Here is a 12574-nt window from a genome sequence, read left to right as displayed (position 1 = left end):
GGCACCGCTGCGATTGCCAAAAGGCAAAACGGTTTATTGCCCCAAGTGTGGTAAGCCATTTGAGTATGATAAATAGATATGTGATCAAGGATACCTATTGGTGTCCTTTTTTATTGCTACAAAGAGAGGTGAATACATGGCTAAGGAATGGAGCAAACAGTTCTATAATTCAAAAGCATGGAAGCGGTGCAGGAAAAGTTACATAGATGCAAGGATCATGATTGATGGTGGTATGTGTGAAGAATGTCAGGAGGAGTTAGGTTTCATCTTGCATCATAAGGAATCACTCACACCGGAGAACATACACAATCCAGAGGTATCGCTCAATCATGATAACCTTCAATGGGTGTGCAAGGTGTGTCACGATAAGTTTGAGGGGCATGGCATTGGCAACCCTAGAGCTGGATTGCTTGTTGTCTTTGATGGGAGCGGGCAACCTATTTCACTGCGGGAAGTGTATAGCCCCCCTATCAAAAATTAGTGGGGTTGGAATTGAAAAAACCGATGCCAAAGATTGACGTAATACGCAGGTCGCACATAAGGGGGGTGTGGTATCAATGGTTTCAGAGAGAGAGTACGAGGAAGAAGAAGCCCGGCGGGAAGCGGAACATGATAGCATTTCTGCATATTTGGAGCAAACAGAAAGAATAAAAAAAGAGGTGCGTCGTTTAAAGAAATTGTTCACAAAAATAGATGAAAATAAAAAGAAATTGGTATTTTCTACGATGGATGATGTTGCTTTTATGACAATAACGATGCAGGATTTGAGAGAAAAAATCATTCGTGATGGTACAACCATTACTTACAAAAATGGTGAAAATCAATACGGAAAAAAACAAAGTCCAGATGCACAATTATATTTGCAGCTTTCCCAAAAGCTTTCCCAGGCCACAAAAATTTTAATTGATTGTATGCCAAAAAGTGAAAAAGTGGTAGAAGTGAAAGATGATGGCTTTGAGGACTTTGTGAGCGCAAGGGAAGATGTCTAATGGCAAAAAAGAGAGTTTTATACCCATTGGCATATAACCCGATATTGGAATATTGGGAATTAATCAAAAGTGGAAGGGAAACAGTATCGCGCAAAATTTATCTATGGTACAAGCACTTAGCTTGTCTTATAGAAAACCCAGGCGAGTATTTTTACAGTCCGAAACGTGCAAATCATGTTTTGGAGTTTGCTGAAAATTTTTGCAAGCTTTCTAAGGGTGCCGGAGCGGGTAAGCCTGTAAAATTAGAACTTTGGGAAAAAGCGCATTTGTCTGCGGTTTTTGGTTTTATAGATATTGAGGGTAACAGACAATGCCGAGAATCTTTGTTGATTGTGGGCAAGAAAAATGGAAAGTCTTTGCTTGCATCCATTGTTGGGCTGTATTTACAGGTGGGAGATGGGGAGCCGGGACCTGAAATATATAGTGTTGCTACAAAGAAGGACCAGGCAAAAATCATTTGGACAGAATCAAAGAGAATGGTTAGAAAGTCCCCTTCTTTGTTAAGAAGAATTAAACCTCTTGTATCGGAACTATCCTCCGAACTCTTTAACGATGGTACATTTAAACCTTTAGCTTCAGATAGTGACACGTTGGATGGATTGAACGTTCATGGTGTGCTCATGGATGAAATTCATCAATGGAAAAACGGAAAAAATCTTTATAACATTATGGCCGATGGTACCACAGCCCGGGACCAGCCCCTTGTTTATATTACTTCAACAGCAGGGACAATCAGAGAGGATATTTACGACGATAAATATGCAGAAGCGGAGACCCTTATCAATGGATTATTTGATGATGTGGGATATAAGGATCCTCACTTCTTTCCGTTTATCTATGAGTTGGATAATCGAAAAGAGTGGACAGATCCAAACTGCTGGAAAAAAGCCAACCCCGGCCTTGGCACAATCAAAAAGCTAAGTACCCTGGCGGCGAAAGTAGAAAAAGCGAAATCTAACCCCAAAATGGTGAAGAATCTTGTTTGCAAGGAATTCAATATTCGAGAAACATCCTCCGAGGCATGGCTTACTTTTGAGCAGTTGAACAATACAGCCACTTTTGATCTTGCAAAGTTAAAACCGAGGTATGGGATAGGCGGGTGCGATTTATCAAGCACAACGGACTTGACCAATGCCACGGTTATTTTTATGGTACCGAATGATGATAATATCTATGTTTTGCAGATGTACTGGCTTCCTGAGGACCTGCTAGAATCCAGGGTTCGGGAAGACAAGATTCCCTATGATTTATGGGAGGAACAAGGGTTACTCAGAACTTGCCCGGGAAATAAAGTGCATTACAAGTATGTGAAGGAATGGTTTGAGGAGATTCAGCGAGATCTAGATATTTATATTTTTAAGTGTGGCTATGACGCCTGGTCAGCTACTTACTTTGTGGAGGATATGGAGAATACTTTTGGAAAGTCGGTTATGGAGTCTGTAATCCAAGGGAAGAAAACTCTTTCAAGCCCCATGAAGTCCTTAGGGGCGGATTTGGAAAGCAAGAGAATTATTTATAATAACAACCCAATCCTAAAATGGTGTCTTGCTAATACCTCTATTGACGTGGATAAGAATGACAATATACAGCCCTGCAAAGGCCGGTTAGGTACACGAAGAATTGACGGATTGGCCGGGCTACTGGATGCATATGTAGCTCTTGAAAACAATCTGGAAGAATACAAATCTATGATTTAAGGGAGGTGAAAAAATGAGCATATTTAGCAAGGTTTTTAACAAGTTAGCAGCGGCAACTCGGTATGAAATGGTGACTGACAAAGGGAATGGTTTCTATATGTGGAACGGGACACTATTTCAGTCCGATATTGTGCGTTCGTGTATTCGTCCAAAGGCGAAAGCGGTCGGAAAATTGGTTGCAAAACACATACGCAAAGACCAGGCGGGAATTAAAGTCAATCCTGAGCCATATTTGCGGTTTTTATTGGAAGAACCTAACCCGTACATGACAGGGCAAGTTCTACAGGAGAAATTAGCAACACAGCTTATGTTAAACGGAAACGCTTTTGCAGTTATTATGCGGAATGAGTTTGACTATCCAGTGGAGATTTACCCTATTCCTGCGGTAACGGTTGAAGCAATTTATAACAATCAATCAGAATTGTTTTTAAAGTTTTATTTTCGTAACGGAAAGCAATCCACATTTTCGTATAACGATATCATCCATTTGCGACAGGATTTTAACGAAAACGATATCTTTGGGGAGAGTCCTGCAGCGGCATTAACTTCACTCATGGAGATTGTAAACACAACGGACCAGGGTATTGTAAAGGCCGTTAAAAATAGCGGGATTATTAAATGGCTATTAAAATATGTAACCCCTATGCGTCCAGAGGATTTGAAAAAGGAAGCACAGAAATTTACAGAAAACTACTTGTCTTTGGAAAGTGGCTCAATGGGGGTAGCTGCAGTTGATAGTAAAGCAGAAATTCAGAGAGTGGAGCCAAAAGACTATGTTCCAAATGCCTTAGTTATTGACAGGACCACACAAAGGATCTTATCGTTTTACAACACAAATGAAGATGTTATTCAATCGAAATACGATGAAGATGGTTGGAATAGCTATTTTGAAGCGGAAATTGAGCCGTTGGCAATCCAGCTTAGTAATGAATTTACAAGAAAGATATTCACAAGGCGTGAGCGTGGGTTTGGAAACAAAATTGTATTTGAAACAAGCAATCTCCAGTTTGCTAGTTTATCAACCAAATTGGCGCTTGTGGCTATGGTAGACCGTGGGGCTCTTTCTCCCAACGAATGGAGAGCCACATTAGGACTTGCCCCGGTAGAGGGCGGGGACGAAATCGTTAGAAGGTTAGATACAGAAGTTGTGGACAATGTGAAGGGGGGTGAAAGCGAATGAGGATAGATATTAAAGGGGTAATTATTGGGAATGACGAAAAGTGGATTTATGACTATTTCGACATGGAAAGCACTTGCCCAAAAGATGTAGTTTCATCTATGGAGAAAGCAAATGGCCAAAGTGTAGAAATTTTTATTAATTCCGGCGGTGGTGATATTTTTGCAGGAAGTCAAATTTATACTGAATTGAAATCATATAAAGGTGATGTGAAAATCCATATTGTTGGTTTGGCAGCAAGTGCGGCCAGTGTTGTGGCCATGGCGGGAAAAAGCGATATATCTCCAACGGCTATGGTGATGGTACATAATGTATCAACATTGGCTGGTGGTGATTATCACGACATGGAAAAAGCGTCGGAAGTATTACAGGAAGCCAATAAAGCTATAGCAGCGGCGTATATAGCCAAGTCAGGCATGAGCGAGAAAGATGCTCTTGCAATGATGGATAGGGAAACGTGGTTGACTGCACAGCAGGCAGTAGATAAAGGTTTGATTGATTCTGTAATGTTTGAGCCCACCCAGCTGGTAGCATCTTATAATTCTGGAATGTTACCTCAGTCCGTCATTGAAAAAGTTAGAAATGAAATTAAGAATCCGTTTCATTCTGAGCCAAAAGCAACGAGTCAAACGGATTTTTTAATGCAACAAAAAGCCGCACAGGCAAAACTTAACTTACTTAAATTAAAATTGACTTAACAGGAGGTACTACATTATGGGAAAAGAAAAATATTTAGCAGACAGAAAGATTCTTTTAGATGCGGCGAACGGCTTTATTGCGGAAGGTAAAATTGAAGAGGCAAACGCAAAAATAAAAGAAATTGAAACACTAGATAATAACTTTGAAGCAGCTTGTAAAGCACGGACCAATTTGGAAGCGTTGCAAGGTGGTACAAAGTTTACAGACATTACCAATATGGGAGGTAATTTTACAGGTGGTAAGGTGGTAGATACATTCGAGGGCGGAATCGTTGCAGATCCGGTAGATATGTATGATAGTATTGAATACCGCAAGGCGTTTATGAACAACGTTGTGAAAGGCGCTCCTATTCCAGAGAAATACCAAAACGTTGATGCTAATACAAAGACATCTGACGTAGGGGCGATTATTCCAACTACGGTGATGGAAAAGATCATTGAGAAATTAGAAGCAACGGGCATGATTTTGCCACTTGTAACTAGAACAGCTTATAAAGGCGGTTTATCCATTCCGACATCTAATGTAAAGCCCATTGCGTCTTGGGTTGGTGAAGGCGCAGGCTCGGACAAACAGAATAAAACAGTATCAAAAGATGGAGCGATTACATTTACATATCATAAATTACGTTGCGCCATTTCTGTATCTTTGGAAACAGACACTATGGCATTGCCAGTGTTTGAAACTACTTTTACTAATAATGTAGTTGAGGCAATGGTAAAAGCACAGGAGCAGGCTATTATTAGTGGCACTGGCACAGGACAGCCAAAGGGCATCATTACCGAAACCCCAAACGAGGGCAAGGCATTAGAAGCGACAGAGCCATCCTATGATTTATTGGTTAAAGCGGAAGCAGCACTTCCTTTGGAATATGAACAGGATGCGGTTTACTGTATGACTAAAAAAACATTTATGGCTTATATTGGAATTAAGGATACCACGGGTCAACCCGTTGCAAGAGTAAATTATGGTATTGGTGGTAAGCCTGAAAGAGCTTTGCTCGGTAGGCCCGTAGTGCTTTGTAACTACTTAGATTCCTACTCTGCTACCTTAGCGGTTGGAAAGGTTTTTGCTTTCCTTTTCAACTTCAAAGACTATGTTCTTAATACCAACTACCAAATGACTGTTAAGAAGTACGAAGACAACGACACTGATGACATGATAACAAAAGCTATTATGTTGGTTGACGGTAAAGTAGTAGATAAAGGCTCCCTGGTAACAATCGCAAAAAAATAACAGCAGTTATTTACACACAAGCCGACCTTGAAGCTATGACGATTGCCGAGATTCAAACCCTGGCAACGTCTTTGGGGTACGAAATAACTGCGACATTAAAGGCTGATATTATTGCAGAGTTTTTAGCGCAACAGGGGTGATTAAATGGTAGCGAAAATTAGAGCAGCTTTACGCATCACACACAGCAATTTTGACTCTGAAATCCAGGGTGATATTGATGCCTGCCTTCTTGACTTAAAGAGGGTAGGTATCCCTAACCCTAACCAGGAGGATGCCCTTATTTACAAGGCTGTGGAAATGTATTGCAAGTGGCAGTATGATTTTGGCGGCAAGGGTGACAAATTTGAGCAAGCCTATACTAACCTCAGGATGGGACTTGCATTGTGTGGTGAGTACAATGTTTAACGAGGCAATTGAACTATTAACGGAATACGCAATCAGGAATGATCTTGGTATGCTTGGTAAAACGTACACTTCAAGGATTGTGTTTGCGGAGGAGTTACCGGTCAATCAAAATGAATTCTTCAAGTGTCGTGAGGCAGGCATTAGACCAGCTGCTTGTCTATGTGTTCCATACGGTGAATACAATGGCGAAGAGCTATTGAGATGGAATGGGCTGACATACAAGATTTATCGTTTTAGGAAAGGGTTTCATTCGACTGAACTGTATTGTGAAGTTAGGGGTGGTTCTAATGGATGTTAGGGTTGACAATATGGCCGCCGCAATCGCTGAAATGTTGGGCGAGTATCAAGCGGAAATTACAAAAAATATAGATGCAAGCGGCAAAACTGTAGCTGATCAGGGAGCAAAAAAGCTAAAAGAAACCAGTCCGAAATTGGCGGGTAACTATGCCAAAGGGTGGAGAGCCACAAAAGAAAAGGGCACAAGCTTCGGTGACGAAGCAAGCTATATTATCCATAATAAAACGGATTATCAGCTAACGCATTTACTTGAAAATGGTCATGCCACCCGAAATGGGGGAAGGACCAAACCCATAAAACATATTAAGCCTGTGGAAGAAATGGTAATCAAAGAATATGAGAAAGGGGTAGAGGAGGCGATAGAAAATGCAGCAAAGTGAGTTATATCAATTGTTAGCAAGCACAGGATTGAATGTTTACTTTTATCAAACCAATAAGTCAGTTTCTCCACCCTATGTTGTATATCTGCGAGACGGCGCATCAGCCAGGGGATCAGATGATAAAAACCTGATTAAAAAAGAAAGCTATATTGTAGAGCTATATACAACAATGCAAGATTCTAAAAGCCAAGGGAAAATTGAAGCGGTTTTAGACAATGCAGGAGTGCATTATACAACGACAGAAAGCTACTTGGAAGACGAAAGTCTTTACATGGTGGCTTTTTATTTTGACATAACGAGAAAGGTATGAGGATATGGAAAAAATCGTATTAGGTAGCGGAAAACTCTATATTTATGAGTTTACAGGAACACTGCCAGAGGATGTAGTAATCGAGGTTGATGAAAACCTTTTGGGGTATATTCAGGGTGGTGCAACATTGAGTTATAAGCCATCGTTTTATGAAGCAAAAGACGATTTAGGCATGGTGTCCAAAAAGATGATTACCGATGAAGAGGCAATTTTGAAATCGGGAGTTATGACTTGGAATGGTAAAACACTGCAAAAACTTTCTTCCACGGCAAGAGTAACGGAAGATAAAGAAAAAAAAGTCAGAACGGTAAAAATCGGTGGTGCAGGTAATCATGACGGCAAGAAATATGTGATCCACTTTGTACATAAGGATAAGGCGGATGGAGATATTCGTATTACCATTGTCGGCAGCAATGAAGCGGGCTTTGAGTTAGCCTTTGCAAAGGACAAAGAAACTGTTATCAATGCAGAATTTAAGGCACAGCCTCAGGATAATGAGGGTACTTTGATTTTGTATAGAGAAGAAGATAGCACAATTAAAACAGTAGAAGAAGAAAGTACCATTAAAGTAGCAGAAAAAGATAGCAGCATTACAGCGTAATTTGAAAGGGGTACTTCGGTATCCCTTTTTCATTTTATAAAAAAGGAAGGATTGATTTTATGTTAGATTTACAGAGAGCTTCAAGTGATTCCTACGAAATCAAATGGTTTGATGGCACGGTATTAAGATTGCAGAAACCTTCCAGGGCAATGGAAATAAGTTTTTTAGAGATCCTTAACCAGGAGATGGACGAAAGGGCAATCCTCAAAACATTACACAATTTGGCCTTTCAGATTTTCAGTAGACATGAGCCTGTTTATGTTGAAAAAAAGGGATTTTTAAACAAGCTTATGAGGAAGAAAGAATTACTTGAAATCACAAAGGAAGATGTGGAGAAAATCAGTTACAATACTTTGCTTGAGTTGCTAAAGGAATATTTTGACCATCATTATACGAAATTGAAAATGGGGGAATAGAGATCCCCTGTATGCCTGCTGGTGCAGGGGATGAAGCTGAGGAATACTTGGTGGCTGAAACAGAGGAAATAAAAATGGTATCTGATTATTCTGGACTTGATTTTGAAGAATGCCTCAATCTTGGGATAGATACTTTTAAAATGCTTCTTTGTGATGCATTTGTGTACCATATGAAACAAACGGAAAAAGGTCGGGAGTATCTCGAAAATGCTTGGATGTTGAAACAAACGGAACCTGACAGAAAAAGACTGAGAGAACGCTTTGGAAAGGAGGGGGAACATGTCAAGCATTAAAGGTATTACCATACAGATTGGTGCCGATACAAATGGATTCAAAAGAGGGTTAGCAGAATTAAATAAGCCAACGAAAAACCAAAGTGAATTGGAATCGGTGGATAAGGTATTAAAGTTAGATCCAACCAATGCGGATTTGATTAGGCAAAAACAAGGTTGATAATGCTTGAATGTTGAAGGAAAGGAGGGATAACATGGCAAGTATTAAAGGTATTACCATACAGATTGGTGCCGATACAAAGGGATTTAAAAGCGGGTTAGCAGAATTAAATAAATCCACAAAAAACCTACAAAATGAATTGAAATCGGTGGATAAGGCGTTAAAATTAGATCCCACCAATACGGATTTAATTAGGCAAAAACAAGGTTTGTTGAAAGATGCCATTGGGGAAACAGAGACAAAAATTAAGGCATTGAAGGCTGCCAAAGAAAAGGCAGACAATGAAATGAAAAGCGGTACCGAAATCAACCAAGAGGAATACCGGAGACTGCAGAGAGAAATAACCTTCGCTGAGACGGCACTTGATAACTTACAAGAACAGGCAAAGACAAGCAATATTGTCAAAGGTGTTTTGGGGGATGCAAAAGAGGGGTTTGAAGATTTTGCGAAAAAAGCGGCCATTGTTACGGTAGGCGTGGGTGCTGTCGCCACCGGGCTTGGTGCATGTGCGAAAAAAGCCGATGAGCTAAAGCAATCCTACAACACCCTTCAAACCCAAACAGGTGCAACGGATGAAGAAATGGATGGGTTGGAGCAATCCCTAAAAAATATCTATGCCAATAATTTCGGTGAAAACTTTGAGGATATTGCCGCAGCTATGGCAGAGGTGAAGAATCAAACAGGGCTTGCCGGGGATGAGTTGGAAGCCATGACGGAAAATGCCATTGCCTTGCGTGATATCTTTGGGTATGAAGTCCAGGAAAGTACCAGAGCTGCCGACATGATGATGAAGCAATTTGGTATTACGTCCGAAGAGGCTTTTAATTTGATTGCCCAAGGTTCTCAAAACGGATTAGACAAAAATGGAAACCTACTGGATAGCATTAATGAATATTCCGTTCATTTTGAACAGCTTGGATTTACTGCTGAGGATATGTTTAATGTATTCCATGATGGGGCAATGGAAGGTGTTTTTGACATTGATAAAGTTGGTGATGCATTTAAAGAGTTTGGTATCAGAGTGAAAGATGGTAGTGACTCCACAAATGAAGCCTTTGGCATTTTGGGGTTGAATGCCCAGGAGATGCAGGACAAATTTTCACAAGGCGGTGAAAGTGCGCAAGAAGCCTACTGGAAAGTTACGGAAGCCCTAAATAGTATTGACGACCCTGTACAAAGAAACATTGCAGGGGTTAATCTTTTCGGTACTATGTGGGAAGACGTGGGCGATAAAGCCATATTGGGAGCCATGGAAATGTCAGATTATTTCAATGGCACAGTGGAAACCATGAACCAACTGAAAGAAATAAAATACGATGATTTGAGCAGTGCATTTGAAGGTATTGGTAGGCAGCTAGAGACAGGCTTGGTTATTCCAATCGGTGAAGAGGTATTGCCAAAGCTGAATGAGTTCGCCAATTACATACAAGAGAATATGCCCCAAATTCAAGAAACCTTTCAAGGAATTATGGATGGTATCAGTGCTGCCATTTCCTTTGTAGTAGAGAATCTGGATATAATTATCCCAATCTTGGCCGGAGCGGTGGCTGGGTTTGTTGCGTTCAATGTGATCAATACCATCCTACCTTTATTTACTGCAATTCGGACAGCGATTGCCGGGACTACAACGGTACAAGCTGCATTAAATGCGGTTATGGCTGCCAATCCTTTCGGTTTGATCGTAACTGCAATAGCTGCGTTGGTTGCCGCAGGGGTTGCTCTTTATATGAACTGGGATACTGTCAAACAGAAATGTGAAGCATTGTTCAAAAAGATTTCGGAGGTTTGGAATAACATCAAAACCACAGTCTCCACAATTGTATCGGGTATGGTTACGACTGTTATGGATAAGGTGAAAAAATTTATTGACATAGGCAAAAACATAGTCGAAGGGCTTTGGGATGGTATTAGCAATTCAGCCAAATGGTTATTAGATAAGGTCAAAGAGTGGTGTGGTAGCATCCTGAATGGTGTAAAAGCATTTTTTGGTATTCATTCACCATCAAGAGTGTTTAAGGAAATCGGCAAGTATCTAGTGCAGGGTTTAGGAGATGGTATCAATGAAAACGGTCACATTGCAGTAGATGAATTTACAAAGCTGTGTGATAACATACTTGACACTGCGGATGAAATCAGCACAGGTATCCTTTCTGTCGATGAGAAGACCGGTGAAATCATAGCAGATAGAATGTATAAAAACGTCATGGATCGGATTGAACTGTACTATAAAGATAGAGATAAACGCATTTCTCTTATGGATGAAGCATCCGATGAAAATATTAAAATGCTAGAACGAGACGTAAGAGCAACAGAAAAGGCTACGGATGCTAAAATAAAGCTGTACCAACAGGAATACAGAGCGAAAGTCAGGCTGCTTGATGATGAAACAAGCGGACAAGTCAAAGCTTTACAAGACGAATTAGACGCTATAGATGAAGCTGAAGAGGAAAGACGAAGAAAAAAAGAGGAACAAGAGTATAAGGACGAATTAAAGTCATTAACTTCTCAATTGCCTGCAGCAGAGGGGGACGAAAAAGACACAATAAATGAGAAGATTGACAAGTTGAAATTGAAAAGGGCTGAGACCCTTAGAAAACAAGAATTAGCTGATAAAAAGGATGCTATCCGAGAAGAAATTGAAACGGTCAGAGAACAAGCGGAAGAAAAAAAGAAGCAACTGGAAGAAGAACTCAAGGAAAAAGAGTATATCCTGCAACAGCAGCGAAAAGCTGAAATTGAGTACATGCAAACCGTGATCCAGCTTATGCAAGAGCAAGTTGATAAAAAAACAGAGTTGGAAAAAATACAGACAGAAATTAAGGAAAAAGAAGCAAAGCTTCAAACAGAAAAAGCGGATACAGAAAGTAAAAGTCAAACAAAAAATGAACTCGATCAGTTAAAAGCACGAGAAACCGATTTGCAAAACTCTCTTAAAACCAACGAAGAAAAATTAAGAGGGTTTACACCGACGTTGCTGGAGATTTCCACAGGGTACGGAGATGTGTTCCTGGAAGGATTCAAGTCGACAGAAGGTGGCATAATGTCTTATGTAAATGACTTATGCGAAGGAATACGAGAAAAAATCAGAAATGCTATGGGCGAAGATTCGGATGGTAGCCATAGGACCGGTTTGTCTTACGTCCCTTTTGATGGCTATCGGGCGATTCTTCACAGAGGGGAAAAGGTACTTACGCAGCCGGAAGCGGATAGATACCGTAAAAATGAGGTTAAAGGAAGTAGTTCCAATGTGACAAATAATTTCTATGGTGTAAAAGAAGAAGAAACAGCATTTAAGGCGTATAGAGCAACAAAAAAAGCAATTCGAGAAACAGGTTTAAAACCCCAGTCAACGTAAAAGGAGGGGATTCAGTTTGCTAATCACAAAAACAACTAGAGTCATTTATAGAAATGAAATAGGAGGAGAAATTGAGTTTTCTCCTTTTTCCTCCTATTTTTTAGAAGGTTTTGAAGAAGAAACGAAAAATAGTATCACTACGAATAAGACCAACCTCATCCATGGTGAGAATTTTATCTCCAACACATTAGAAAGCAGATACATTTCTATAGCTGGAATTATTGAAAAGAACGCAACGACAAAAGCCTTAATTAGAAATTTAATTCGGGTTGTCAATCCAACGTTAAAGGGGAAATTGATCTATCAGAACGAAAATGAAACGAAAGAAATTGAAGTGATTCCAGAGGAAATATCAGATCCCAAAGCTAACGGTGGTTTGATTCGATATGAAATTTCATTGATTGCAAATAACCCCTTTTGGAAGAATACTGAGAATGTTGAAAATATTGCGTTGTGGACACCTAAGTTCCATTTTCCTTTAGTCATACCAAAAAACAAAGGTATTGTTTTTGGTGTAAAGAAATCAGCCTTTGAAAAGTTGATTGAAAATCAGGGTGATGTG

General features: G+C 40.1%; 15 protein-coding genes. All 15 read left to right on the top strand.

What is annotated here, in order from left to right; translation table 11 throughout:
• The coding region (locus RTK36_RS14735) for a hypothetical protein (protein WP_312047995.1) at positions 1-206 on the top strand (206 nt) is incomplete at its 5' end.
• Positions 207-557: 351 nt separating this feature from the next.
• Positions 558-989, top strand: a complete 432-nt coding sequence (locus RTK36_RS14730; RefSeq protein ID WP_312047994.1) for a hypothetical protein — start codon at positions 558-560, stop codon at positions 987-989.
• A complete protein-coding gene (locus RTK36_RS14725) occupies positions 989-2686 on the top strand; it encodes a terminase large subunit (RefSeq protein WP_312047993.1) in 1698 nt (565 codons plus the stop codon). The genes RTK36_RS14730 and RTK36_RS14725 overlap by 1 nt, the downstream gene beginning before the upstream one ends.
• 13 nt (positions 2687-2699) lie before the next feature.
• Positions 2700-3866 (top strand): phage portal protein, encoded by a 1167-nt coding sequence (locus tag RTK36_RS14720; protein ID WP_312047992.1) that lies wholly within the window; start codon positions 2700-2702, stop codon positions 3864-3866.
• Positions 3863-4561 (top strand): head maturation protease, ClpP-related, encoded by a 699-nt coding sequence (locus RTK36_RS14715; protein ID WP_312047991.1) that lies wholly within the window; start codon positions 3863-3865, stop codon positions 4559-4561. The genes RTK36_RS14720 and RTK36_RS14715 overlap by 4 nt, the downstream gene beginning before the upstream one ends.
• A 16-nt stretch (positions 4562-4577) precedes the next feature.
• Positions 4578-5795 (top strand): phage major capsid protein, encoded by a 1218-nt coding sequence (locus RTK36_RS14710; RefSeq protein ID WP_312047990.1) that lies wholly within the window; start codon positions 4578-4580, stop codon positions 5793-5795.
• A 144-nt stretch (positions 5796-5939) separates the two neighbouring features.
• A complete protein-coding gene (locus tag RTK36_RS14705) occupies positions 5940-6200 on the top strand; it encodes a phage head-tail connector protein (RefSeq protein WP_312047989.1) in 261 nt (86 codons plus the stop codon).
• 287 nt (positions 6201-6487) lie between these two features.
• Complete coding sequence (locus RTK36_RS14700) at positions 6488-6877, top strand: HK97 gp10 family phage protein (RefSeq protein WP_312047988.1); 390 nt, start codon at positions 6488-6490, stop codon at positions 6875-6877.
• Complete coding sequence (locus RTK36_RS14695) at positions 6864-7187, top strand: hypothetical protein (protein ID WP_312047987.1); 324 nt, start codon at positions 6864-6866, stop codon at positions 7185-7187. The genes RTK36_RS14700 and RTK36_RS14695 overlap by 14 nt, the downstream gene beginning before the upstream one ends.
• A gap of 4 nt (positions 7188-7191) precedes the next feature.
• Complete coding sequence (locus RTK36_RS14690; protein WP_312047986.1) at positions 7192-7788, top strand: hypothetical protein; 597 nt, start codon at positions 7192-7194, stop codon at positions 7786-7788.
• A gap of 59 nt (positions 7789-7847) precedes the next feature.
• Complete coding sequence (locus RTK36_RS14685; RefSeq protein WP_312047985.1) at positions 7848-8204, top strand: hypothetical protein; 357 nt, start codon at positions 7848-7850, stop codon at positions 8202-8204.
• 11 nt (positions 8205-8215) lie between these two features.
• Positions 8216-8497 carry a hypothetical protein gene (locus tag RTK36_RS14680; RefSeq protein WP_312047984.1) on the top strand — a complete coding sequence of 94 codons (282 nt, stop codon included), beginning with the start codon at positions 8216-8218 and terminating at the stop codon, positions 8495-8497.
• Positions 8484-8657 (top strand): hypothetical protein, encoded by a 174-nt coding sequence (locus tag RTK36_RS14675; protein WP_312047983.1) that lies wholly within the window; start codon positions 8484-8486, stop codon positions 8655-8657. The genes RTK36_RS14680 and RTK36_RS14675 overlap by 14 nt, the downstream gene beginning before the upstream one ends.
• A gap of 34 nt (positions 8658-8691) precedes the next feature.
• Complete coding sequence (locus RTK36_RS14670; RefSeq protein ID WP_312047982.1) at positions 8692-12012, top strand: phage tail tape measure protein; 3321 nt, start codon at positions 8692-8694, stop codon at positions 12010-12012.
• A gap of 16 nt (positions 12013-12028) precedes the next feature.
• Positions 12029-12574: phage tail domain-containing protein (locus RTK36_RS14665; protein WP_312047981.1), on the top strand; the 546-nt coding region annotated here is incomplete at its 3' end.

The organism is Anaerotignum sp. (assembly GCF_031981185.1).
Lineage (GTDB): Bacteria > Bacillota > Clostridia > Lachnospirales > Anaerotignaceae > Chakrabartyella.
The sequence above is the reverse complement of the archived record's forward strand: the minus strand, read 5'-3'. Positions and strand labels throughout refer to the sequence as shown.

Bases quoted from the DNA above. Each gene is read 5' to 3' on its own strand.
- RTK36_RS14700 (WP_312047988.1), top strand. From the start codon at position 6,488: ATGGATGTTAGGGTTGACAATATGGCCGCCGCAATCGCTGAAATGTTG.
- RTK36_RS14690 (WP_312047986.1), top strand. From the start codon at position 7,192: ATGGAAAAAATCGTATTAGGTAGCGGAAAACTCTATATTTATGAGTTT.
- RTK36_RS14680 (WP_312047984.1), top strand. From the start codon at position 8,216: ATGCCTGCTGGTGCAGGGGATGAAGCTGAGGAATACTTGGTGGCTGAA.
- RTK36_RS14720 (WP_312047992.1), top strand. From the start codon at position 2,700: ATGAGCATATTTAGCAAGGTTTTTAACAAGTTAGCAGCGGCAACTCGG.
- RTK36_RS14715 (WP_312047991.1), top strand. From the start codon at position 3,863: ATGAGGATAGATATTAAAGGGGTAATTATTGGGAATGACGAAAAGTGG.
- RTK36_RS14685 (WP_312047985.1), top strand. From the start codon at position 7,848: ATGTTAGATTTACAGAGAGCTTCAAGTGATTCCTACGAAATCAAATGG.
- RTK36_RS14705 (WP_312047989.1), top strand. From the start codon at position 5,940: ATGGTAGCGAAAATTAGAGCAGCTTTACGCATCACACACAGCAATTTT.
- RTK36_RS14675 (WP_312047983.1), top strand. From the start codon at position 8,484: ATGTCAAGCATTAAAGGTATTACCATACAGATTGGTGCCGATACAAAT.
- RTK36_RS14725 (WP_312047993.1), top strand. From the start codon at position 989: ATGGCAAAAAAGAGAGTTTTATACCCATTGGCATATAACCCGATATTG.
- RTK36_RS14710 (WP_312047990.1), top strand. From the start codon at position 4,578: ATGGGAAAAGAAAAATATTTAGCAGACAGAAAGATTCTTTTAGATGCG.
- RTK36_RS14730 (WP_312047994.1), top strand. From the start codon at position 558: ATGGTTTCAGAGAGAGAGTACGAGGAAGAAGAAGCCCGGCGGGAAGCG.
- RTK36_RS14670 (WP_312047982.1), top strand. From the start codon at position 8,692: ATGGCAAGTATTAAAGGTATTACCATACAGATTGGTGCCGATACAAAG.
- RTK36_RS14695 (WP_312047987.1), top strand. From the start codon at position 6,864: ATGCAGCAAAGTGAGTTATATCAATTGTTAGCAAGCACAGGATTGAAT.